We start from the raw sequence: 22,163 nt of genomic DNA, 5'->3' as shown, positions 1-22,163 counted from the left end.
GTGACGACCATGGCCACGACCCTCGCCAAGGCCGCCGACGGCACGGAGGCGGCCACGCACGCCGCCCGGATCGAGCACGTCTCGAAGTCGTTCGCGGGCCCCGCCGGACAGCAGCTCGTGCTGGACGACATCACACTCGATGTCGCGCCCGGCGAGTTCGTCACCCTCCTGGGGGCCTCCGGCTGCGGGAAGTCCACGCTGCTGAACCTGGTGGCGGGCCTGGACCGGCCCAGCGCAGGCGCCATCACCACGGACGGGCGGCCCGCCCTGATGTTCCAGGAGCACGCCCTGTTCCCGTGGCTGACCGCGGGCAAGAACATCGAACTCGCCCTGAAGCTGCGCGGCGTGCCGAAGACCGACCGCCGCGACAGGGCCGAGGAACTGCTCGAACTCGTCCGGCTGAAGGGCGCGTACGGCAAGCGGGTCCACGAGCTGTCGGGCGGCATGCGCCAGCGCGTCGCGATGGCGCGCGCCCTCGCACAGGAGAGCAAGCTGCTGCTGATGGACGAGCCGTTCGCGGCGCTCGACGCGATCACCCGGGACGTGCTGCACGACGAACTCACCCGGATCTGGCGGGAGACGCGGCTGTCCGTCCTGTTCGTCACGCACAACGTGCGCGAGGCCGTGCGGCTCGCCGAGCGCGTGGTGCTGCTGTCCTCCCGCCCCGGGCGCGTGGCGCGCCAGTGGACGGTGGGCATCCCGCACCCGCGCCGCATCGAGGACACCGCCGTGGCGGAACTGTCCGTCGAGATCACCGAAGAACTGCGTGGGGAGATCCGCCGCCATGGCCAGCACTGAGACGACCAGCCCGCCGAAGGACGGCGGCGACCTCGCCGGTCTGGAGGCGGGACTCGACGCACTGGAGACGGTGCAGCAGGGCCGCAAGCCGTTCCGGCAGACGTTCGTCGAGAAGATCCTCCCGCCCACCGTGGCGGTGCTCCTGGTGCTGGCGGTCTGGCAGGGGCTGGTCTCGTTCGGCATCGTCGACGACCCGACCAAGCTGCCGGCCCCGTCGGACGTGTGGGACGTCGTCCACCAGGCCTGGCTCAAGGGCGAGTTGCTCGGCTACATCTGGACCAGCGTCTCGCGCGGCCTGCTCGGCTTCTGCTTCGCCCTGGTGATCGGCACCCCGCTGGGGCTGCTGGTGGCGCGGGTGAAGTTCGTGCGGGCGGCGATCGGGCCGCTCCTGTCCGGGCTCCAGTCGCTGCCGTCGGTGGCCTGGGTGCCGCCGGCGGTGATCTGGCTGGGCCTGAACAACACGATGATGTACGCCGTCATCCTGCTGGGCGCGGTGCCGTCCATCGCCAACGGCCTGGTGTCCGGCGTGGACCAGGTGTCCCCGCTGTTCCTGCGGGCCGGCCGCACGCTGGGCGCGACGGGGCTGAAGGGAACCTGGCACATCGTGCTGCCGGCCGCGCTGCCGGGCTACGTGGCGGGCCTGAAGCAGGGCTGGGCCTTCTCCTGGCGGTCCCTGATGGCCGCCGAGATCATCGCGTCCTTCCCCGACCTGGGGGTGGGCCTCGGCCAGCTGCTGGAGAACGGCCGCAACGCCAGCGACATGGCCATGGTCTTCGAGGCCATCCTGCTGATCCTGATCGTCGGCATCGCCATCGACCTGCTGATCTTCAGCCCGCTGGAGCGGTGGGTGCTGCGCAGCCGCGGTCTGCTGGTGAGGAGCTGAGGCACCCCATGCACCGTCCGGTCCGCCCCGTCCTTCTGGTCGTCGCCCACGGCAGCCGCGATCCGCGGCACGCCGCGACCGTGCACGCCCTGGTCCGCCGGGTCGGGACGCTGCGCCCGGACGTGCGGGTGGAGACCGGCTTCCTGGACTTCAACGTGCCCTCCGTGCCCGGCGTGCTGAAGTCCCTCGCGACGGAGGGCGTGCGGGACGTCGTGGCGCTGCCGCTGCTGCTGACCCGCGCCTTCCACGCCAAGGCCGACATCCCGGCCGTCCTCGCGGACGCGCCGGCGCGGCTGCGGATCCGGCAGGCGGAGGTGCTCGGTCCCTCCCCGCTGCTGCTGACGGCGCTGGAACGGCGCCTGTACGAGGCGGGCCTCACGCCCGCCGACAAGTCCTCGACCGGGGTCGTGCTGGCCTCGGCGGGGTCCTCCGACCCGGAGGCGATCGCAGTGATCGCAGAAATCGCGCGGGAGTGGCGGCACACCGGTTGGTGCGCCGTGCGGCCTGCGTTCGCCTCCGCATCCCTGCCCCGCACCGAGGACGCGGTCCGCGAACTGCGCGCCGCCGGCTGTGAACGCGTCGCCGTCGCCCCGTACGTGCTGGCCCCCGGCTTCCTGCCGGACCGCATCGCGCGGGGCGCGGCCGGAGCCGACGTGCTGGCGGACGTCCTGGGCCCGGCGCCCGAGGTGGCACGGCTGCTGCTGGAGCGGTACGACGCGGCCCGGACGCCGGCGCCGGCGCTGGCCGTCGGCGCCTGACGGCCGGGCGGCCGGGCCGGGTGCCAGTCCGAGGGCGGCGAGCGCGTCGGCGGCCACGGCGTCGAAGTCCTCGGCGCCCGGCTCGCGGGTGCGGGTGCCGGACGCGGTCTACAGGTCGCGCGGCGCCTCCTCTCCGTGCCGCTCGGCGGCCGCCACCGCGTCCCGGCCCACTTCCGCGCCGTGCCAGTGGTCCGTTCCGGGTGCCGGGTCCGCGGGCGGTCAGGTCCGGGGGGCGGTCAGTTCCACCAGCTTGGTGACGGTGTTCCAGTTGCGGCTGGTGGTGATCAGGCCCTTGTGGACGCGGGGCTTGGCGAGGGCCTCGGCAAGCTTGGAGCGGCCCAGGCCGTCCGGGGCGTACAGGTACAGGGCCCGGTCGCCGAGCCGGAAGTCCTCGGGGAGGAAGGCGGCCCGGTCCACCGACGCGAAGCGCTCCTCGTCGACCGGCGCCGAGTAGTAGGTGACGTGGAGCTGCCGGGCCTCGAGGTCCGCGGCGGGGAAGGGGCAGGACTCGGCGACGGCCCGAAGGTAGGCGTGGTCGCGCACGATCACGTCCACCGGGAAGCCGAAGTGCTTCTCGATCGCCCGCGACAACTCGGCGGCCAGGGACTCCTCGTCCCCGTGGCCGGACGTGAACACCGCCTGCCCGCTCTGCAGATGGGTGCGTACGCCGTCGTGTCCGAGGCCCTCGAGGAGCGTGCGCAGCTCGGCCATCGGAACCTTCTTGGCGCCACCCACGTTGATCCCGCGCAGCAGCGCCGCATACGTCGTCGTCATGCGCACACCCTAGAGCGGCCGTCGCGCCCCGTGGGGGTGGGCGCGAGGGCCGCGTCCGCCGGGCGGACACGCGCCACTCTCCCCGATCCGCGGGGCGGTCTTCAAGCACCGCACACGCCTGTGACTTGTTCAACAACCCTGCGGAAGGCGACCTGGCGGATTCCGTGCCGTACGGCCGCACCCTGATCACCGTCCCCGAGGGGCCCGGGGTAGATGTAAGGGGCTGTCATCCTCCCCAGCGGTGAGACCGGACATCCGAAGGGATGAGCCGGGCCCGTCCCACTTCACCGGTCAGCACGACGAGCGGGACTTATCCGGGCCATACCTTCGAAGCGGAAGGTGGCGGCAGGGGGCCTCCACCGCAGACGAGGGGGCAAGCCCGTCATGGGGAACGGAGACACACGGGTGCGGGGCATAGCCGCCCGGGCCGGCGGCTGGAGCGCCCGGCACCGATGGGCTGCCGTCGGGATCTGGGTACTGTTCGTCGTCCTGGCGATGGGGCTCGGCTCGGCGGCCGGCCGGGTCGACGTCAACGAGAGCGACCAGATGGGCGGCGAGACGCACACCGCCGCCCGGATCGTCGAGGAGGCCGGGATCGACGAGCCGGCCGGTGAGACCGTCCTGGTCCAGGCGAAGGACGGGAAGCTGACGGCCACGGACGCCGAGTTCCGCGCCGCCGTCACCGAGGTCGTCCGGGCGGTGGAGGGCACCGGCGAGGTCACGGGGGTGACCTCGCCGTACGAGGCGAAGACGATCTCCAAGGACGGCCGCAGCGCGCTGGTGCAGTTCGACATGCGCGGCGAGGCGGACACCGCGGGCGAGCGGGTCGAGCCGGTGCTGAAGGCCGTCGAGGGCGTCCAGAAGGACCACGAGTCGCTGCGGATCGAGGAGATCGGCGGCGCCAGCATGATGAAGACGTTCGACGACGCCTTCGGCGACGACTTCCAGAAGGCCGAGTACTCCGCGGTGCCGGTGGCCCTCGGCATCCTGCTCGTCGCCTTCGGCGCGCTGGTGGCGGCGCTGGTGCCGGTGGCGCTGGCGATCACCGCGATCATGGCGACGATGGGCCTGATGGGCCTCGTCAGCCACTTCCAGCCGATGAGCGACACCGCCAACTCCGTGATGCTGCTGGTCGGTCTGGCCGTCGGTGTCGACTACTGCCTGTTCTACCTGCGCCGCGAGCGCGAGGAGCGTGCCGCGGGCCGGGACGCGCAGACGGCGCTGCGGATCGCCGCCGCCACCAGTGGCCGGGCGATCGTCGTCTCCGGCGTGACGGTGTGCGTCGCGATGGCGGGCATGCTGTTCACCGGCATCGCCGAGTTCGAGGCGATGGGCCTGGCCTCGCTGATGGTGGTCGCGGTCGCCATGGTCGGGTCGGTGACGGTGCTGCCGGCACTGCTGTCCCTGCTGGGCGAGCGGGTGGAGAAGGGGCGCGTCCCGTTCCTGCGCCGGCGTCAGCGCCAGGGCACCGAGGAGGGCAGCCGGTTCTGGACGGCCGTGCTGCGACGGGTGCTCGCCAAGCCGGTGCTCGCCGCCGCCGTGGCGGTCGGCGCCCTGCTGGCCGTCGCCGCTCCCGCGATCGGCATGAAGACGCAGAACCTCACCCTGGACCAGGAGTTCGGCGACTCGCTGCCCATCGTGCAGACGTACAACCGGGTCAACGAGGCCTTCCCCGGCGGATCCGACCCGGCCGAGGTGGTCGTCAGCGCCGACGACATCAACGCGCCCGAGGTGCGGGCGGCGCTCGCCGACTTCCGGGAGCAGGCGATCAGTTCCGGCGCCTCGCGCGGCCCGGTCGACATCACCATGCACGACGAGCAGAACGTCGCCCTGGTCTACGTCCCGCTGGTCGGCGGCTCCGACCAGGACAAGGCGGGCGAGAGCCTGGACAAGCTGCGCGACGACGTGCGGCCCGCCACGCTCGGCAAGGTCGACGGTGTCGAGGCCCCGATCACCGGGCAGGTGGCCGGTTCGAAGGACTTCAACGACCAGCTCGTCGGCTCGGTCGCGCCGGTCTTCGTCTTCGTCGTGGTCTTCGCGTTCCTGCTGATGCTGCTGTCGTTCCGCTCCCTGACGGTCGCGGCCACCTCGATCGTGCTGAACCTGCTGTCGGTGGGCGCGGCGTACGGCATCCTGGTCGCCGTCTTCCAGCACGGCTGGGGCGCCTCGCTGGTGGGCGCGGAGGGGGTCGGCGCCATCGTCACCTGGCTGCCGCTGTTCCTCTTCGTGATCCTCTTCGGCCTGTCGATGGACTACCACGTGTTCGTGGTCTCGCGGATCCGTGAGGCGCGGCTGCGCGGCCGGACGACCAGGGACGCGATCCAGCACGGCGTGGTCACCACGGCCGGTGTCGTCACCAGCGCAGCGGTCATCATGGTCGCCGTGTTCGCCATCTTCGGCACGCTGTCCATGCAGTCCATGAAGCAGATGGGCGTGGGCCTGGCCGCCGCGGTGCTGATCGACGCGACGGTCATCCGGGGCGTGCTGCTGCCGGCCGTGATGGTCCTGCTCGGCGAGCGCAACTGGTACCTGCCGAAGTGGCTGCACCGGCTGCCGGACCTCACCCACGACGAGTCCCCCGCGGCGGTCGTGACGCCGGTGGCGCGCGACGACGAGGGCGAGCGGGTCGGGGTCTGAGCCGCCCGGGAAACGGTGAGGGCCCGTCGGTTCGGGGGAACCGGCGGGCCCTTCGCCGTCACCCGCGCGGTCAGGACCGGGCCGCCGCCAGCTCCGCCTCGATCAGGTCGGCGGCCCGCCGGGTGCCGCCCTCCTGGGCCATCCGGGCCTGGATCTCCTTCAGGCACCGGGCCACCTCCGGGTCGTCGACCAGGGCGAGGGCGGCGGTGCGCAGCGCGTCGGCGGTGGCGTCCTCGGTGGGCAGCTGCCGGGCCACGCCGAGCCCCTGGAGCAGGTCCGCGTTGCCGAACTGGTCCGCGGCCTGCGGCACGGCGATCATCGGCGTGGCGGTGGCCAGGCCCTCCTGGCTGCCGCCCGCGCCCGCGTGGGTGACGAACAGGTCGGCCTCCTTGAGGACGGCCAGCTGCGGCACCCAGGACCGCACTTCCACGTTCGCCGGCACGTCGCCGAGGTCGGCGGCGTCGACGTGCCGGCCGACCTGGAGCACCAGGTGCCAGCCGGGCAGGTCGCCGAACGCCTTCACGCACTCCCGGTAGAAGGCGGGCCGCTTGGTGAAGGCGGAGCCGAGAGAAACGAGCACGACCTTCTCGGCACCGGCGGGGCGCCGCCAGTCGCCCTCGGTGCTCCGGTCGCCCTGGCAGGCACCGACGAAGGTGTACGTCCTGTCGTCGACGCGGTCGGCGTTGGGCTGGAGCGCGCTGGGGATCAGCACCAGGGAGCGGGCGGGGCGGCCGGTGAACGGGTCGGGGTGCTGGGTGATGCCGTTCTCCTCGAGCCAGGCCTGGAAGCGGGCGTAGTAGGCCCGGCCGCGCTCGGTGCTGCGCGGCTCCTCCCACATCGGCTCGGCGACCTCCTGCTCGTATCCCTCCCAGGCGACCATGCACGGGGACAGGGACACCACCGGCACGCCCCAGCGGTGGCCGAGGACGCGGGCCGGATAGGAGGCGATGTCGTGCAGGACCAGGTCCGGCTCGTCCCCCTCGTACGCCTCGGCGAGCTGCGGCAGCGCCTGGACGGCGTCGTCCAGGAACGGCTCGACGTTGTCCAGCAGGGTGGTGCCCCAGGCCTCCGGGTCGGCGTCGGGGCCGGGGAGGGTGCTGTTCCACGGCTTGGGTTCGGCGCCGGTCTCCGCGACCTTCTCCGCGAGGGCCGGCGGGATCGCGTACGTCACCCGGTGCCCTCGTGCGACGAGTTCGCGGATCACCTCCAGGCTGGGGTTCACGTGGCCGTGCGCGGCGATGGAGAACATGGCGATGTGGGCGCGACTGGTCATGCCCCGGACCGTACACGAGACGATACGTCTCGTGCAATCCGGTTTCCGGTGGCGGCGCCGCCCCGTCCGGGCGGCGGTGTCGTCAGCGCTGGTAGCGGGCGAGTACGAGGTTGCCGTCCTTCTCCAGCCGCGTGCGCAGCTCCTCGATGCCGATCGCGCCGCTGTAGTACTCCTGGAGCGCGGGGGTGGCCACCTTGTCCTTCCACTCGGCGTAGCCGCGGACGGACTGGGCGGGTGCCGGGCGCAGGTGGGCGGCGAGGGCGGTGCCGGTGGCCCAGCCGTTCTCGGGCGTGTGCAGGGCGGGGTCCTCGAGGGCCCGGGTGCCGGTGGGCAGCATCCAGTCGCCGAGGGCGAGGCGGACCATGTTGTCCGGCCGGAGGAGGAAGTCGATGAACGCGGCGGCCTCCTTCTTGTGCGGGCTGTCCTCGGCGACCGACAGCGTCTGCGGGCTGACGCCCTGGGCCAGCCCCTCGGCACCGGCCGGGGCGGGCAGGACCTGCCAGTCGAAGCCCTCGGGGGCCTGCTGCGCGATCTGCTGGCGGTAGGAGAAGCCGAGCGGCACCATCGCGTACTTGCCCGCGAAGAAGCCGGGCAGGGTGTCGGAGCCACCGCTGCCGAGGGTGGACGCGGGGGCGCTGCGGTCACGGCCGACCTGGTCGTGGACGGTGCGCGGCACCACCTGGTCGGCCTCCTCGAACCGGACGGTGACCTTGCCGTCCGCGCCGCGGTGGAACAGCTGCCCGCCGGTGGAGAGCGACAGGTTGAGCGTGGCGGACACGGGTTCCTTGAGCGGCCAGGCCACCCCGTACCTCCCGTCGCCGCTCAGCCGTTCGGTCACCTGCCGGAACTCCGGCCAGCTCCAGGGGTGTTCGGGGGTCGGGATCCGGACCCCGGACTTCTCGAGCAGGGCCGTGCTGGCGATCAGCACGCGGGGTTCCTGGAGGAACGGCACGCCGTAGACGCCGTCGCCGAAGGTGACCGTCTCCCAGCCGTGCGGCGGGATGTCGTCCTTCAGCCGCCGCGGCAGCAGGTCCGTGAGGTCGGCGAGGTAGCCGCCGTGGGCGAAGTCCGCGAGGTCGTCGGAGGCGTCGTGGATGATGTCCGGCGCCTCGCCGCCCTCGAAGGAGGTGAGGAGCTGGTCGTGGACGCTCTCCCAGCTGCCCTGGACGTACTCGACCCGCACGTCCGGGTGGGCCGCGTTCCACTCCTCGACCAGTTCCTTGTTGGCCTCGACCGACTCCTCCTGCCAGGCCAGGGACTGGAAGCGCAGGGTGATCCGGCCGTCGTCGGCGTCGCCGCCCGCGGCGGTGCAGGCCGTGAGCAGCAGGGCGAGCACGACGAGCAGGGTGAGGGTCTTCGCGCGCATCAGCTCTTCACCGCCCCGGCGAGCATGCCGCCCGTGATCCGCCGTTGGACGATCGCGAACACCACCAGCGAGGGCAGCGTCGCGAGGAATGCCGCCGCCGCGAGCGGGCCGAGGTCCGCGACGCCCTCGGCGCCGATGAAGTGGGTGAGCACGACGGGCAGGGTCTGTTTCTCCGGTGTCTTCAGCAGCACCAGCGCGAAGAAGAACTCGTTCCACGCGGTGACGAACGCGAACAGCGCCGTCGCCACGATGCCCGGCGCGAGCAGCGGCGCGGTCACCGAGACGAGGACGCGCAGCCGCCCGGCCCCGTCGACCGCGGCGGCCTCCTCCAGCTCGGCCGGCACGGCCCGGACGTAGCCCGAGAGCATCCACAGCGCGAACGGCAGCGACCAGACGACGTACACCATCACCAGCCCGGGCACGGAGTTGATCAGCCGCAGGTTCTTCAGGACCAGGAAGAGCGGGATGATCAGCAGGACCAGGGGGAAGGCCTGGCTCACCACGACCCACCCGGTGGCCGCCCGGGCGAGCCGGCCGCGGTGCCGGGCCATGACGTACGCCATCGGCGTCGCGACGAGCACCGCGATCAGGGCGGCGGTGAGCGCGGCGAGCAGGGAGTTGAGCGCGGCGTGCAGCAGCGGCTGCTCGTCGAAGGCCTGCCGGAAGTTGTCGAGGGTGGGGTGCTCCGGGATCCAGGTGGGGTGGAGGCTCGCCAGCTCGCGCGGCGGTTTGAACGCGGTGGACAGGAGCCAGAGGAACGGGAAGGCCAGGAAGGCGAGGTACGCGAGCAGCGCGGCGTACTGGCCCACGCGGGCTCCGGTCGAGGTCCTCACGCGTCGTCACCTTCCCTGAGCCGGCCGACGAGGAAGACGGCCAGCAGGACCGAGATCACGGCGACCATGACGCAGCCCATCGCCGCCGCGTAACCGAACTGCCCGTAGCGGAAGGCCTCCTCGTAGGCGAAGAGCATGGGCAGCCGGGTCCGGCCGCCGGGGCCGCCGCTGGTCAGCACGTAGACCAGGGCGAAGGAGTTGAAGTTCCAGATGAGGTTGAGCGCGGTGATGGCGAGTGCGACCGGCTTCAGGGCGGGCCAGGTGACCGTGCGGAATCGGCGCCAGGCACCCGCGCCGTCGACGGCGGCGGCCTCGTGCAGCTCGCGCGGGGTGTTCTGGAGGCCGGCGAGCAGGGCGACCGTGGTCTGCGGCATGCCGGCCCAGACGCCGACGACGATCACGGCGGGCAGGGCGGTGGCCAGGCCGCTCAGCCAGTCGTGGCCGTCGCCGAGGCCCAGGTCGCGCAGGGTCTCGTTGAGGATGCCCGCGTCCGGGTTGTAGACCAGCCGCCACATGACGCCGACGACGACCTCGGGCATCGCCCAGGGGACGATGGCCAGGGCGCGGGCCAGCCAGCGCAGCCGCAGGTTCTGGTCGAGCAGCAGGGCGAGGCCGAGCGCGAGCAGGAACTGCGGCACCGTCACGCCGACCGCCCACACCAGCCCGATGCGGAACGACTCCCAGAACAGCGTGTCGTGCAGCAGGTCCTGGAAGTTCAGGGTGCCGATCCACCGGGTGGGCTCGGTCCGGCCCGACTGGGAGTCGGTGAACGCCAGCAGGATGCCGTGGAGCAGCGGTCCGACGCTGAGGACGAGGATGGGGAGCAGGGCGGGCAGCACCAGGAACCAGGCGCCGTGGTCGGGGCCGCGCCGTGGCCGGTCCCGGCCTCCGGGCGCGCGGCGCGCCGGTGTCTTCACCTCGGTCACCGATGTCACGTGGGCAGCCCCTCTGCGCGGCTCGAACGGGCCTGGTCATGGTCGTGAAGGCGCTGTGCCCCGTCAAGGGACCGCGCACACGCTCCCACCTGTGCGGATGCGACACTGGCCGACGGATGGCGGGATCTGGGCGGTGGGCGCGCACGGCGGACGTGCGCCGGCCTCGCGTTGGAGACCCGGGCCCTCGCGGCGAGGCGGGGGCGGCGACGACGGAGCGGACGGACACGGAGGGCGGACGATGGACGAGGCACGGGCGCGGGAGGTGCTGGCCGCGGCGGAGGTGCTGCCCGGCCCGGCGGAGCGGGCGCGGCTGCTCGCCCTCGGCGAGAACGCGGTCTTCGCCGCCGGCGACCTGGTGGTCAAGGTGGGCCGCGACGCCGGGCTCCTCGAGCGGGCGAGCCGGGAACTGGCCGTCGCGGTGTGGCTGGAGGGCGCCGGTGTGCCGGCGGTGCGGGCGGCCCGGCCTCAGGCGCTGATGGTCGACGGGCATCCCGTGACCGTGTGGCACCGGCTGCCCGACGCGGTGCGGCCCACCGAGCCGCGGGACGTGGCCGGACTGCTGCGGCTGGTGCACGCGCTGCCCTCCCCCTCGTTCGCGCTGCCGGCCCGCGAGCTGCTGGGCGGGGTGGAACGCTGGCTGCGGCTCGCCGGCGACGTGATCGACCCCGCGGACGCGGCGTATCTACGGGAGCGCCGCGACGGCTTCGCGGCGGCCTCCGCCGCGCTCACCCCGCGTCTGACGCCGGGTCCGATCCACGGCGACGCGCTCCCCCGCAATGTCCACGTCGGTCCCGACGGGCCGGTCCTGGTCGACCTGGAGACCTTCTCCGCCGACCTGCGCGAGCACGACCTGGTGGTGATGGCCCTCAGCCGGGACCGGTACGGGCTGCCCGCCGAGGCGTACGACGCCTTCACCGCGACCTACGGCTGGGACGTGCGCGAGTGGGACGGCTGCGCGGTGCTGCGCGGGGCCCGCGAGACGGCCAGCTGCGCGTGGGTGGCCCAGCACGCCCCGAGCAACCCGAAGGCCTTGGCCGAATTCGAACGCCGGGTGGCGTCACTGCGGGACGACGACCCGACGGTGCGCTGGTATCCCTTCTGACGCGCCGTCGACGGTCCCGAGGAGGTCGTTCCGGTCGCCGCGCCTCTCGCCGTGCGGATTCTCGACGTCGGCCTCTCCCTGCGGCGCATCGCCCTCTCTCACCTGCGGGCCCTTCCGCACGGAGGGGCGTGGGCCGCCCGGGTCATCTGCTGCGCGGGATGACCGGCCAGGCCGGCTCGACGACTGCCGCCGGGTTCGTGGTCCGCCTCAGGTAGGCCTGGAGAGAGACCGACTGCTCCGCCGCCGCTCGCACCTGGAGGTCGTGCAGGTCCGCCGGGGACATCATCCCGAGGGGCTGGTGCTTCTCCCCCATGCGGCGCACCACGCGGGCCGCGGCCACCGCGTCCGCTCTCGCGTCGTGGGCGTCGTCGAGCGACACGCCGTAGTGCGCGCACAGCGCGTGGAGGGCGCGCTTGCCCTTGCGGTACTTGTCGATGTGCTTGTCGATCACCAGGGGATCGACGACCGGCGACGGGACGGCGCCCAGCCGCTCGCTGAGCGACTCCAGCCCGTACCGCCGGCACTCACGGTCCAGCAGCGACACGTCGTAGCGCGCGTTCATCACGACCAGGGGTGTTCCTGCCCGCAGGACCTCGGCCACGGCCTGGGTGATCTCCTCGACGGCGGACCGGGCCGGAGCCCCCTGTGCGCGGGCGTGCTCCGTCGAGATGCCGTGGATCGCCGCGGCCTCCGCCGGTATCACCACGCCGGGGTCGAGCAGCCAGGTCCGCTCCGTCGAGAGGGCTCCGTCCGGCTCCAGCCGCACGACCGCCGCGGTGACGATGCGGTCGGTCTCTATGTCCGTGCCCGTGGTCTCCAGGTCGAAGGCCGCCAGGGGCCCGGTGATCCAGGTCATCACGCGGTCCTCACCGACGCCCGGGACGCCGTCGATGCGCGTGGACGGCAGACCGCGTTGCAGGCGTCGCCGGTGACGGCGTGTGCCTCGCGCGGATCCGTGTCCGTCGTCTCAAGGTCGAAGCCGATCGGCGGCTCCAGGTGCCGGCCCATGGGCGGTCCCCCTCCTCGGTGGTGCGTTCCCCCAGTGGTCCTCACCTTCGCACGCGCCACTGACAATCAGAGGATCGCGTTCCGTTTGTGCCGGGGGCCGACCGCGATCCGGGACTCAGGACACCGGTCGCGAATCCGCCCACATCAGCTCGAACTCCTCGCGATAGGTGGGGAAAAGTCCACCTTCGTCCACCTGGTCCGCCTTCACCACCTTGCCGCCGTTGCGTCCGTTGCGCAGGACGAGCACCGGCGCCTCCATCCCCCGCGTCCGGCGCAGGTAGGACTGCACGACCGCGATGCCGTCGGCGCCGTCCCCGTCGACGAGGTAGGCGGTGAAGCGGGGGGTCTCGTCGAAGACCTGGATCTCGAAGGCCCCAGGGTCCCGCAGCCGGGAGCGCACCCGGCGCATGTGCAGGATGTTCGTCTCGACGGCGCGGCTCAGCTCGCCGCGCTTGATGCCCAGTTCGCGCTCGCGGCGTTTGATCGCGCTGGAGGCGGGGTTCAGGAACAGCAGCCGCACCCGGCCGCCGGACTCGGCCAGCCGGAGCAGACGGCGGCCGGAGAAGTTCTGCACGAGCAGGTTGAGGCCGATGCCGAGCGCGTCCACGCGGCGGGCGCTGCCGAAGATGTCCTCCGCCGGGAACTGGCGCAGCAGCCGGACCCGGTCCGGGTGCACGGCGACCACGTCGGCGTACCGGTCGCCGACCAGGTCCTCCACCGCGTCGACCGGGAGCCGGCGCGTGGACGGCAGGTCACTGCCCGCGCCGAGGACCTCCAGCAGCCGCGCCGAGGCCCGTTCGGCCTGGCTCAGGACCGCCTCGGACAGCGCCCGGTTGCGGGAGACGACGTTGCGGGTGACCTCCAGCTCGTCCAGGGCCAGTTCCACGTCCCGGCGCTCGTCGACGTAGGGCGCGAAGCAGGGCCAGTGCTGGACCATGAGCTCGCGCAGCTGGGGCAGCGTGAGGAAGCTGAGGACGTTGTCGTCGGCCGGGTCGAGGAGGTAGCCCTTGCGGCGGCTGACCTCGCGGACGGCGACCGCGCGCTGCACCCACTCCTGCCCGGCGGGTCCGGCCGCGGCGACCACCCAGTCGTCGCCGTGGACGGGTTCGTAGACCGGCCGCAGGACGGCGGCGACGACCGCGCGCAGCCGCTGTTCCACGAGGTTGAGCCAGATGTACGCCCGGCCGGCCCGCTGCGCTCGCGTGCGCACCTCGCGCCAGGCGCCGGCGTCCCAGACCAGTTCCGGACCGATCGCGCCCGCGTTCATGGGCCGCGCCAGGGACACCGCACCGGGCGGGACGTCCGGGGAGCTCCCCTCGTGACCCTCGTCACCAGGGGGCAGCTCCAGCCCTCCCGAGCCCACCCGCGCACCGCCTTCCGCTCCCTGGGAGCACTCCCGGTCAGACCCTGTCCAACGATCAAGGAAGGGTACTCCGCGAGCGGTGCGCGGTGCAGCCGGATGGGTGGGCCGGTTTTCCCAACGGCCCTGATCCACGGGCCCGTTCCGGGCGTCCGGCCCGGGCGGGTGACCGGATTCATAGGGGTGACGCCGTACGACGCGGCCGGCCCGGCCCGCAACTCACCCGGAACGGATCGGCGCGCGGTGGGTAAGAGGCACGTGAGTGCTAGGTGGTCGCCTCACTTTCGGGGAGACTCGGAGCCCAGGCGTCCGCACCGGCGCCGCACACCTGAGAGAGTCGTGTCCATGCAGGTCTGGCCTGGAGAGGCATATCCGCTCGGTGCCACGTACGACGGCGCCGGCACCAATTTCGCGGTCTTCACGGAGGCCGCGGACCGAGTAGAGCTGTGTCTGCTGCACGACGACGGCTCGGAGACGGCGGTGGAACTGCGGGAGAGCGACGCGTTCGTCCGGCACGCGTACGTGCCCGGCGTGATGCCGGGACAGCGGTACGGGTACCGCGTGCACGGTCCGTACGCGCCGGAGCGCGGGCTGCTCTGCAACTCCGCGAAACTGCTCCTCGACCCGTACGCGCGTGCGATCAGCGGCTCGGTCCAGTGGGGCGAGGAGGTGTACGGCTACCACTTCGACGACCCCGGCCGGCGCAACGACCTCGACTCGGCCCCGCACATGATGTCGTCCGTCGTGGTCAACCCGTACTTCGACTGGGGCGACGACCGGCGCCCCCGGACGGAGTACCACCACACCGTCATCTACGAGGCCCACGTGAAGGGCCTGACCATGCGGCATCCCGGGCTCCCCGAGGAACTGCGCGGCACCTACGCGGCCCTCGCCCATCCGGCGGTCATCGAGCACTTGACCGAGCTGGGGGTGACGGCGCTCGAACTGATGCCGGTGCACCAGTTCGTGAACGACCACCGCCTGGTCGACATGGGCTTGAACAACTACTGGGGCTACAACACGATCGGCTTCTTCGCCCCGCACAACGCGTACGCCTCCTGGGGCGACCGCGGCCAGCAGGTGCTGGAGTTCAAGTCGGCGGTGAAGGCGCTGCACGAGGCGGGCATCGAGGTCATCCTCGACGTGGTCTACAACCACACCGCCGAGGGCAACCACCTGGGCCCGACGCTGTCCTTCAAGGGCATCGACAACCCGTCCTACTACCGGCTGACCGACGACCCCCGGTACTACATGGACACCACCGGCACCGGGAACTCGCTGCTCATGCGGTCCCCGCACGTCCTGCAGATGATCATGGACTCGCTGCGCTACTGGGTCACCGATATGCACGTCGACGGCTTCCGCTTCGACCTCGCGGCGACCCTGGCGCGGCAGTTCCACGAGGTGGACCGGCTGTCGTCGTTCTTCGACCTGGTGCAGCAGGACCCGGTGGTCTCGCAGGTGAAGCTGATCGCCGAGCCGTGGGACGTGGGCGAGGGCGGCTACCAGGTGGGCAACTTCCCGCCGCTGTGGACCGAGTGGAACGGCAAGTACCGGGACACGGTGCGGGACCTGTGGCGCGGTGAACAGCGCACCCTGGCGGAGTTCGCCTCCCGGCTGACCGGCTCGTCCGACCTGTACCAGGACGACGGGCGCCGCCCGCTGGCCTCCATCAACTTCGTGACCTGCCACGACGGGTTCACGCTGCACGACCTGGTCTCCTACAACGACAAGCACAACGAGGCCAACGGCGAGGACAACCGGGACGGCGAGAGCCACAACCGCTCCTGGAACTGCGGCGCCGAGGGCGACACCGACGACCCGGCGGTGCGGGAGCTGCGGGCCCGGCAGATGCGGAACTTCACCGCCACGCTGCTGCTGTCCCAGGGCGTGCCCATGATCAGCCACGGCGACGAGTTCGCCCGCACCCAGCGGGGCAACAACAACGCCTACTGCCAGGACAACGAGCTGTCGTGGGTGTCCTGGCCCGAGGGCGAGGACGCCGACACCGGGCTGCTGGACTTCACGCGCGCCATGGTGTGGCTCCGCAGGGACCACCCGGTCTTCCGCAGGCGTCGCTTCTTCCACGGCCGGCCCGTGGAGGGCACCCACGACGAGCTGTCGGACATCGCCTGGTTCACGCCGGAGGGCACGGAGATGACCCAGCGGGACTGGAACTCGGCGCAGGCGTCGGCCCTGACGGTGTTCCTCAACGGCAACGCGATCTCCGAGCCGGGCGCGCGGGGCGAACGCATCTCCGACGACTCGTTCCTGCTGATGTTCAACGCGTCGCCGAAGTCCCTGGACTTCGTGGTGCCCGTCGACCACGGCCGGCAGTGGGAGGTGGTGGTCGACACCGCCCGCACCGACGGCGTCCCGGCCGGTACGGGGACGAAGGTGCAGGCCGGGGACCGGCTGACGCTGGTGGACCGGAGCCTGACGGTACTGCGGCGGCCGGTCTAGGACGCGGCACTGCCGGAGCGGTCCGCCATCCGCCGGTGGTGGACCGCTCCCGGTCCGGGCACGGCCGGTGCGGAGGACGTCGCCCCCTCAGCCGATGCCGGTGACCGCCGACGCCACGGACGGGGCCGGCCCCGGTCCGCTCAGTCGTACATCGCCACGCGGTACGGGTCGCGAGCGCGGCGTCGATGGGATGGGGCCGCGGTTCGCCGGAGGGGCCGAGCCTGTTCCACCTCTGCATGTTCACCGCGACCGCCGGCTGCCGCTCTCCGTCGGCACGGATCATGGCCGGCGCTCCGGCGCCCCAGACCGTGCCGCCGTGGCCCCAGTACGCGGCCCCGCCGGCATCGGGTGCAGGCCGGGCCCGGCCGATGACACGAAAGGCGGCGAGACGGGTACGTAGCTTTCCATGACACCTGAGCGACCCGACCCGGTGCCCACGTCCCTCCCGGCCCCGTCCACCTCTCCGGCTCCCCGTGCCACGTACCGGCTGCAGCTCCAGCCGGGGTTCCCGTTCGCGGCCGCGGCGGCGGCCGTGCCGTACCTGGCCTCGCTCGGCGTCACCCATCTGCACCTGTCCCCCGTCCTGGAGGCGGTCCCGGGCTCGCCGCACGGCTACGACGTGGTGGACCCCGAGCGGGTGCGCGGGGAACTGGGCGGGGAGGAGGGACTGCGGGCGCTGGCGCGCACCGCGCGGGAGCACGGTCTCGGGCTGGTGGTGGACATCGTGCCGAACCACATGGCGATGTCGCCCCGTCACAACCGCGCCCTGTGGGACGTGCTGCGGGAGGGTCCGAAGTCGCCGTACGCGCGGTGGTTCGACATCGACTGGGAGGCGCAAGGCGGTCAGGTGCTGCTTCCCGTGCTCGGCGCACCGGTCGGCGAGGTGCTGGACGACCTGCGGGTCGACGGCGACGTACTGCGCTACCACGACCACGCCTTCCCCCTCCGGGAGGGCACCGGTGACCTGCCGCTGCCGCAGCTGCTGGACGCGCAGTGGTACCGGCCGGTGTGGTGGCGGCTGGCCCGCACCGAGCTGAACTACCGGCGCTTCTTCAGCATCTCCGAGCTGATCGGGGTGCGGGTGGAGGACCCGGAGGTGTTCGAGGCCACGCACGCCACGGTCCTGCGGCTGCTGCGCGAGGGCGTGATCGACGGGCTGCGCGTCGACCACCCCGACGGCCTCGCCGACCCCGGCGCCTACCTGCGGCGGCTGCACGAGGCGAGCGGCGGCCGGTGGACGGTCGTGGAGAAGATCCTGGCTGACGGGGAGCGGCTGCCCGCCTCCTGGCCGGTCGCCGGCACGACCGGCTACGACGCCCTGCGGCACATCGACGGGCTCTTCGTCGACCCGGCGGGGTACGGCGAACTCCTCGGCCCGTACCGCGGGTTCGCCACCCCGCAGCCGGACCTGGGCGGGGACTGGGCGGCAACGGTGCGGCGGGCGGCGTACCAGGTGCTCTCGCACGAGCTGGCGGCGGAGACGGACCGGCTGACCCGGGTGGCGCACCGTCTCTGCGTCGCCTCGCCGCACGCCGCGCTGCGTGACCGGGCGCCGTGGGCGCTGCGTGCGGCCCTGCGGGAGCTGCTGGTCCGGCTGGAGGTGTACCGGCCGTACAACCCGCAGGACGCGGCGTCGGTGGTCACCGAGGAGGCGGCGGCCGAGGCGCGGCGGGCGTTCGCGGTGCCGGAGGAGGCCGGTGCGGTGGACGTGGTGCGGGACCTGGTGCTGGGCCGGTTCGGTGACGGGCCGGACCACGTGGAGTTCCGGACGCGGTTCGCCCAGACGGCGTCGGCGCTGCGCGCCAAGTCGGTCGAGGACACCGCGTTCTACCGCTACGCGCCGCTGCTGTCGGCGACCGAGGTGGGCGGGAACCCGGGCGCTCCGGCGCTGTCGCCGGAGCAGTTCCACACCTTCTGCGCGCGCGTGCAGCGCGACTGGCCGACGACCGGCACGGTCGTGTCGACCCACGACACCAAGCGCAGCGCCGACGTGCGCGCCGCGCTGGCGGTGCTCACCGAGTGCCCGGAGCGCTGGGCGGACGTCCTGGCCGAGGTCGGCGGCGCCGGCGAGGGGGCGCCGGACGGCCAGCTGGCGTGGGCGGCCTGGCAGACGGTGTTCGGGCTGGGGCCGGCGGACGGGGAGCGCGTGGGGCAGGCACTGCTGAAGCACGTGCGCGAGGCGGGGACGCACACCAGCTGGACCGAGCAGGAGCCGGCCTACGAGGAGGCGGTGGCCCGGTTCGTGGCGGCCGGGCCGTGCGGCGCCCCCGGTGAACGGGTGGCCGCCTTCCGGGCCGGTCTGGAGCCCCACATCCGCGCCAACGTCCTCGGCACCGCCCTGACGCACCTCACGATGCCGGGCGTGCCGGACCTCTACCAGGGCACCGAGAACGAGTACCGGGCGCTGGTGGACCCCGACAACCGGCGTCCCGTGGAGTTCCCGCCGGCCGGCGCCGGGGACAAGGACGCGGTGACCCGGGCGGCGCTGGCGCTGCGGGCACGGCGGCCCGGCGCCTTCGGCGACACGGCGACGTACGAGGCCCTGCCCGCCGACGGTCCCGCGGCGGCGCACTGCGTGGCGTTCGTCCGCTCCGGCCAGGTGCTGACGGCCGTGACCCGGCTGTCCCTGCGACTGGCCGAGTCGGGCGGCTGGCGCGGGACGACGCTCGCGCTGCCGCCGGGCCGCTGGACCGACGCGCTGGTCCCGGGCCGGGAGTTCGAGGGCCACGCGCGCGCGGAGGACCTGTTCGCGGACCTGCCGGTGGCGCTGCTGGAGCGGGCGGGGACGACGGAGACCGGCTGACCCGGCCCCGACGCGACGGCCACCGCCCGGGACGACACGGGCCTGAGGTGTCGACTGGCCGGCCCTGGTCGCCACCCGCGACGACATCGTGGCCCGCAACCACCGGGGTGTGGAGGCGCACCTCGCGCGCGCGGGCGTGACGGTGGTACGGGGCAGTGCGCGGCTCACGGGGCCGCGCTCGGTACGCGTGGACGGCGGCCCCGGCCTCGCCGCGCGCCGGGGGATCGTGCCGGCGACCGGCTCACGCCCGCGCACCCTCCCGGGGCTCGACCCGGACGGGCGGCGCGTGGTGACGAGCGACGACGCGCTCTTCGCGCCCGGGCTGTCGGCGTCCGTCCTGGTCCTGGGCGGTGGCGCGATCGGCGTCGAGTACGCCTCGTTCCACCGTTCGATGGGCGCGGAGGTCACCCTGGTGGAGGCCGCGGACCGGATCGTGCCGCTGGAGGACGCTGACGTGAGCCGGCATCTGACGCGGGGTCTGAGGAAGCGCGGCGTCGACGTGCGGGTGGGCGCGCGACTGCTGGACGCCGAGGTGCTGGACGACGGCGTCCGCGCGCGGGTGCGCACGGCCCGGGGCGAGACCCTGGTGATCGGGGCCGAGCGGCTGCTGGTGGCCGTCGGCCGGGCACCGGTCACCGACGGGCTCGGCCTGGGTGCGGCGGGCCTCGGCACCGACGCGCGCGGTTTCGTCGTACCCGCGGACTGGGACCGGCTGGAGACGGCCGTTCCCGGAGTCCACGTCGTGGGCGACCTGCTGCCGCCGCCGTCCCCCGGACTGGCCCACGCGTCGTTCGCCGAGGGCCTGCTGGTGGCCGAGACGCTGGCGGGCGTGGCGTCCGCGCCGGTCGACTACGCGGCGGTGCCCCGGGTGACGTACTCGGCGCCGCAGACCGCCGCCGTCGGGCTGAGCGAGGCGGAGGCACGCGCGCGCGGGTACGAGCCGGCCGTCGACGTGATGCCGCTGACGGCCGTGGCCAAGGGGATGGTGCACGGGCAGGGCGGGATGGTGAAGGTCGTCGCCGAGGCCGGGGGCGGGCGGGTGCTCGGGGTGCACCTGGTGGGTCCGCACGTGTCGGAGATGATCGCCGAGAGCCAGTTGATCGTCGGCTGGGACGCCGAGCCCGCCGACGTGGCCCGGCACGTGCACGCCCACCCCACCCTGTCGGAGGCGGTCGGCGAGGTGTTCCTGGCCCTGGCGTGCCGCGGGCTGCACCGGCAGTGACGGCCCGCGCCGCCGGACCACCCGCCCGCCCCGGCTCACCCCTGGGTACCGTCCAGGGCGAAGACCGCTCCCGTCCGCGCCGTCATGACGCAGGTGTTGGGGAAGGTCTGCGTGTAGTCGACGGCCCGTCCCCGCCACTGCCCCTCGGCGTGCGCGGTCACCGGTGCGTAGACCATCGGACAAAGGGTGTCCCGTGACGGGACGCGGCCCGGGTCCCCGTTCGCCGTCTCCAGGTCGGCGCACGCCTCGGCCGCGCGGGCGTGGCCCCGGGGCGGATCGCACCGGAGCATGGCCCGGGGGGCGGTGTCGGTGGTCGTCCCGCCCCGGGCGACCGTGACCAGGAGCCAGTCGTCGGCGGGCTCGGGCGCCGCGGCCGCCCGGGCGGGGGCGGCGCCGGCGGCGAGGAGGACGGCGGTCAGGAGAAGGCCGGTCCGGATCGCCGCGGCCTTGATGATGTGGGTCATTCCCGGTGCATCGGCACGGCGGGCTCGGAGCCCCAGCCCGGGGCTCGGGAGACCGCGGTGCGCCGCCCGGCCAGTTCCAGCGCGGCGAGCACCACGCCGGTCTGGTACTCCACCTGGCGTGCGACCGGTATCCAGCGGGCCCCGCAGCCGTCGCGGTAGTCGGCGCACCACTCGTCGACGAGCCGGTCCAGCTCCGGCAGTACGCCCGCCGGGTCCTTCCCGCCGCGGGTCACCAGCTGGTGCAGCAGGCCCGCGGTGCGCAGGGCGAGGCGCCGGCCGGCGAGGCGCACGGCGACCAGGTGGGCGGTGCTCATCGGCGGCAGCGGGCGGCCCGTGCCGTCGTCGGCTTCGGGGTCCCAGGCGTCGGCGAGCCGGGGGCAGACCAGCAGGTAGTCGTCGACCGGCGCGAGCAGGCGGGCCGCGTCCGGGCCGGCTCCGGCGTGCGGCCGGAGCCGCGCGAGGAGGCGGTGCAGCCGCCGGGTGTCGTGGCGCAGGACGCGGCTCACGGAGCGCAGCACCGCGTCCCGGTCGGCCGGGGGCGAGTCGTCCTCGACGGCCGCCACGCCCCACATGGGCGCCTCGACGACCGCGGTGACCGTGCCGTACCGCCTCGGGTGGCACCAGGTCGAGTCGACGGCGGCCTCGGTGATGGCCTGGGTCAGGTCGCCGGCGCGGGGCGGCGGTATCCGGTACAGGGCGGGGCCGAGGCCCGGCCAGTACAGGGTGTCGTAGGCGCCGAGTTCGCGGGGAATGCCGAGGCGGGCCGCGGTGCGGGCCATGCGCTGGGCGAGGCCGGGCAGGTCGTGGGTCAGTTCGGCGAAGCCGCCGCCGACGTCGACGCCGTGCAGGGAGCAGTGCAGGAAGGGCCGCAGTTCGTCCTGGAGCGCGAGCAGGGTGCGGGTCTCCGGCAGCGTGGCGTGGCCGGGGCCGTCGGGCAGCCACTCGGGCTGTTCCAGGAAGCCGGGCCGGAAGAAGTTCCGGGCGTAGCGGCCGAGGGTGTACGGACCGGACAGCCAGCCCTCGTTGCGGCGCGAGCCGTCGGGGTCGGCGCACAGCAGCAGGTTCCAGGTGGCGTCGGCGTCCTCGGTGAGCCGCGGGTCGGCCAGGGCCCGCTCGGCCAGCCGCAGCACGGTGGCGCCGCCCACGGGCTCGTTGGCGTGCGGCCCGGCGACGACGAGGGCCTGACGGGCGCCGTGGCCGACGGACAGCAGCAGCAGGGGGGTGCCCGCCCGGGAGGTGCCGACGCGGCGCAGCCGTGCGGCGCTGGGATGGCGGGCGACGAGTGCGGCGGCCCGGGCGCCCAGCTCGTCCACGGTCGGGTAGCGCGGGAGAGGCGGCAGGGCACACCTCCACGATGGGAGCCGTCGGTCCACCTGACGTGCGCGGTGTACGCACAGTCATTTCACGACTTCGGAGGTACGTCAACACCAGTAAAAGCAAAAGGATTTGGCCATGCCCGGACATGGCGACGCGGCGTGAAACCC

The 22,163-nt window shown here is 73.4% G+C and carries 16 protein-coding genes and 3 pseudogenes; 8 read left to right on the top strand and 11 right to left on the bottom strand.

Annotated elements, in window-relative coordinates:
• The first annotated feature begins 9 nt into the window (after positions 1-9).
• The 3 genes from AC0VYN_RS10080 to AC0VYN_RS10070 are packed head-to-tail and all read left to right on the top strand — an operon-like array spanning position 10 to position 2,439.
• Entirely contained in the window at positions 10-798 is a 789-nt protein-coding gene (locus AC0VYN_RS10080; protein ID WP_475535685.1) for an ABC transporter ATP-binding protein, read from the top strand.
• Positions 785-1,681: an ABC transporter permease gene (locus AC0VYN_RS10075; protein WP_475535684.1), complete on the top strand. Its 897-nt coding sequence runs from the start codon at positions 785-787 to the stop codon at positions 1,679-1,681. Before AC0VYN_RS10080 ends, AC0VYN_RS10075 begins: the two co-directional genes overlap by 14 nt.
• Positions 1,682-1,689: 8 nt before the next feature.
• Entirely contained in the window at positions 1,690-2,439 is a 750-nt protein-coding gene (locus tag AC0VYN_RS10070; protein WP_475535683.1) for a sirohydrochlorin chelatase, read from the top strand.
• A gap of 219 nt (positions 2,440-2,658) precedes the next feature.
• Here the strand turns inward: AC0VYN_RS10070 and AC0VYN_RS10065 are convergent, their stop codons facing one another.
• On the bottom strand, positions 2,659-3,213 hold the full coding sequence (locus tag AC0VYN_RS10065; protein ID WP_475535682.1) for a DUF1697 domain-containing protein: 555 nt from the start codon (positions 3,211-3,213) through the stop codon (positions 2,659-2,661).
• Positions 3,214-3,597: 384 nt separating this feature from the next.
• Here AC0VYN_RS10065 and AC0VYN_RS10060 point away from each other — a divergent pair, with 384 nt between their 5' ends.
• A complete protein-coding gene (locus tag AC0VYN_RS10060; protein ID WP_475535681.1) occupies positions 3,598-5,850 on the top strand; it encodes an MMPL family transporter in 2,253 nt (750 codons plus the stop codon).
• Between the two features lie 70 nt (positions 5,851-5,920).
• On the opposite strand, the pseudogene AC0VYN_RS10055 reads toward AC0VYN_RS10060, so the two are convergent.
• The 4 genes and pseudogenes from AC0VYN_RS10055 to AC0VYN_RS10040 all read right to left on the bottom strand — a co-directional run bounded on the left by AC0VYN_RS10055 (position 5,921) and on the right by AC0VYN_RS10040 (position 10,257).
• Positions 5,921-7,160, bottom strand: a pseudogene (locus tag AC0VYN_RS10055) (glycosyltransferase).
• Between the two features lie 45 nt (positions 7,161-7,205).
• Positions 7,206-8,489 carry an ABC transporter substrate-binding protein gene (locus AC0VYN_RS10050; protein ID WP_475535680.1) on the bottom strand — a complete coding sequence of 428 codons (1,284 nt, stop codon included), beginning with the start codon at positions 8,487-8,489 and terminating at the stop codon, positions 7,206-7,208.
• Complete coding sequence (locus tag AC0VYN_RS10045) at positions 8,489-9,322, bottom strand: carbohydrate ABC transporter permease (protein WP_475535679.1); 834 nt, start codon at positions 9,320-9,322, stop codon at positions 8,489-8,491. The genes AC0VYN_RS10050 and AC0VYN_RS10045 overlap by 1 nt, the downstream gene beginning before the upstream one ends.
• The gene (locus tag AC0VYN_RS10040) at positions 9,319-10,257 is read right to left on the bottom strand and encodes a carbohydrate ABC transporter permease (RefSeq protein ID WP_475535678.1); all 939 of its coding nucleotides are present in this window, start codon (positions 10,255-10,257) and stop codon (positions 9,319-9,321) included. The genes AC0VYN_RS10045 and AC0VYN_RS10040 overlap by 4 nt, the downstream gene beginning before the upstream one ends.
• 238 nt (positions 10,258-10,495) lie before the next feature.
• Between AC0VYN_RS10040 and AC0VYN_RS10035 the strand changes: the two genes are divergently transcribed.
• On the top strand, positions 10,496-11,359 hold the full coding sequence (locus AC0VYN_RS10035) for a phosphotransferase enzyme family protein (RefSeq protein ID WP_475535677.1): 864 nt from the start codon (positions 10,496-10,498) through the stop codon (positions 11,357-11,359).
• Positions 11,360-11,501: 142 nt separating this feature from the next.
• Here AC0VYN_RS10035 and AC0VYN_RS10030 read toward each other — a convergent pair whose 3' ends face one another.
• The 3 genes from AC0VYN_RS10030 to AC0VYN_RS10020 all read right to left on the bottom strand — a co-directional run bounded on the left by AC0VYN_RS10030 (position 11,502) and on the right by AC0VYN_RS10020 (position 13,730).
• Positions 11,502-12,215: an exonuclease domain-containing protein gene (locus tag AC0VYN_RS10030; RefSeq protein WP_475535676.1), complete on the bottom strand. Its 714-nt coding sequence runs from the start codon at positions 12,213-12,215 to the stop codon at positions 11,502-11,504.
• Positions 12,215-12,367: a hypothetical protein gene (locus tag AC0VYN_RS10025; RefSeq protein WP_475535675.1), complete on the bottom strand. Its 153-nt coding sequence runs from the start codon at positions 12,365-12,367 to the stop codon at positions 12,215-12,217. Before AC0VYN_RS10025 ends, AC0VYN_RS10030 begins: the two co-directional genes overlap by 1 nt.
• 115 nt (positions 12,368-12,482) lie before the next feature.
• On the bottom strand, positions 12,483-13,730 hold the full coding sequence (locus AC0VYN_RS10020) for an SAV2148 family HEPN domain-containing protein (RefSeq protein ID WP_475535674.1): 1,248 nt from the start codon (positions 13,728-13,730) through the stop codon (positions 12,483-12,485).
• A gap of 342 nt (positions 13,731-14,072) precedes the next feature.
• On the opposite strand from AC0VYN_RS10020, the gene glgX reads away from it, so the two are divergent.
• Positions 14,073-16,190 (top strand): glycogen debranching protein GlgX, encoded by a 2,118-nt coding sequence (gene glgX / locus AC0VYN_RS10015; RefSeq protein WP_475535673.1) that lies wholly within the window; start codon positions 14,073-14,075, stop codon positions 16,188-16,190.
• Between the two features lie 140 nt (positions 16,191-16,330).
• Here the strand turns inward: glgX and AC0VYN_RS10010 are convergent.
• Positions 16,331-16,521, bottom strand: a pseudogene (locus AC0VYN_RS10010) (hydrolase); the annotation flags it as partial.
• A gap of 75 nt (positions 16,522-16,596) precedes the next feature.
• Between AC0VYN_RS10010 and treY the strand changes: the two are divergent.
• Together treY and AC0VYN_RS10000 are read left to right on the top strand one after the other, a co-directional pair.
• Complete coding sequence (gene treY / locus AC0VYN_RS10005; RefSeq protein WP_475535672.1) at positions 16,597-18,993, top strand: malto-oligosyltrehalose synthase; 2,397 nt, start codon at positions 16,597-16,599, stop codon at positions 18,991-18,993.
• A 49-nt stretch (positions 18,994-19,042) separates the two neighbouring features.
• Positions 19,043-20,215: pseudogene (locus AC0VYN_RS10000) on the top strand (FAD-dependent oxidoreductase); the annotation flags it as partial.
• A gap of 35 nt (positions 20,216-20,250) precedes the next feature.
• Here AC0VYN_RS10000 and AC0VYN_RS09995 read toward each other — a convergent pair.
• Both AC0VYN_RS09995 and AC0VYN_RS09990 read right to left on the bottom strand, forming a co-directional pair.
• Positions 20,251-20,679, bottom strand: coding sequence for an SSI family serine proteinase inhibitor (locus AC0VYN_RS09995; protein WP_475535671.1), 429 nt, complete (start codon positions 20,677-20,679; stop codon positions 20,251-20,253).
• The gene (locus AC0VYN_RS09990) at positions 20,676-21,992 is read right to left on the bottom strand and encodes a M14 family zinc carboxypeptidase (protein WP_475535670.1); all 1,317 of its coding nucleotides are present in this window, start codon (positions 21,990-21,992) and stop codon (positions 20,676-20,678) included. Before AC0VYN_RS09990 ends, AC0VYN_RS09995 begins: the two co-directional genes overlap by 4 nt.
• Between the last annotated feature and the right edge of the window lie 171 nt (positions 21,993-22,163).

The sequence above is a fragment of the Streptomyces sp. 63XJN7_1_ISO-PGPR-S23-121 genome (genome assembly GCF_056173025.1).
Note: the sequence above shows the minus strand (reverse complement) of the source record. Positions and strands in the feature narration are given on the sequence as shown.

Excerpts from the sequence above, each read along its gene's own strand:
- AC0VYN_RS10035 (WP_475535677.1), top strand. The coding sequence starts at position 10,496 with ATGGACGAGGCACGGGCGCGGGAGGTGCTGGCCGCGGCGGAGGTGCTG.
- AC0VYN_RS10025 (WP_475535675.1), bottom strand. The coding sequence starts at position 12,367 with ATGGGCCGGCACCTGGAGCCGCCGATCGGCTTCGACCTTGAGACGACG.
- AC0VYN_RS09995 (WP_475535671.1), bottom strand. The coding sequence starts at position 20,679 with ATGACCCACATCATCAAGGCCGCGGCGATCCGGACCGGCCTTCTCCTG.
- AC0VYN_RS10080 (WP_475535685.1), top strand. The coding sequence starts at position 10 with ATGGCCACGACCCTCGCCAAGGCCGCCGACGGCACGGAGGCGGCCACG.
- AC0VYN_RS10060 (WP_475535681.1), top strand. The coding sequence starts at position 3,598 with ATGGGGAACGGAGACACACGGGTGCGGGGCATAGCCGCCCGGGCCGGC.
- AC0VYN_RS10065 (WP_475535682.1), bottom strand. The coding sequence starts at position 3,213 with ATGACGACGACGTATGCGGCGCTGCTGCGCGGGATCAACGTGGGTGGC.
- glgX (WP_475535673.1), top strand. The coding sequence starts at position 14,073 with ATGCAGGTCTGGCCTGGAGAGGCATATCCGCTCGGTGCCACGTACGAC.
- AC0VYN_RS10075 (WP_475535684.1), top strand. The coding sequence starts at position 785 with ATGGCCAGCACTGAGACGACCAGCCCGCCGAAGGACGGCGGCGACCTC.
- AC0VYN_RS10050 (WP_475535680.1), bottom strand. The coding sequence starts at position 8,489 with ATGCGCGCGAAGACCCTCACCCTGCTCGTCGTGCTCGCCCTGCTGCTC.
- AC0VYN_RS10070 (WP_475535683.1), top strand. The coding sequence starts at position 1,690 with ATGCACCGTCCGGTCCGCCCCGTCCTTCTGGTCGTCGCCCACGGCAGC.
- treY (WP_475535672.1), top strand. The coding sequence starts at position 16,597 with ATGACACCTGAGCGACCCGACCCGGTGCCCACGTCCCTCCCGGCCCCG.
- AC0VYN_RS10030 (WP_475535676.1), bottom strand. The coding sequence starts at position 12,215 with ATGACCTGGATCACCGGGCCCCTGGCGGCCTTCGACCTGGAGACCACG.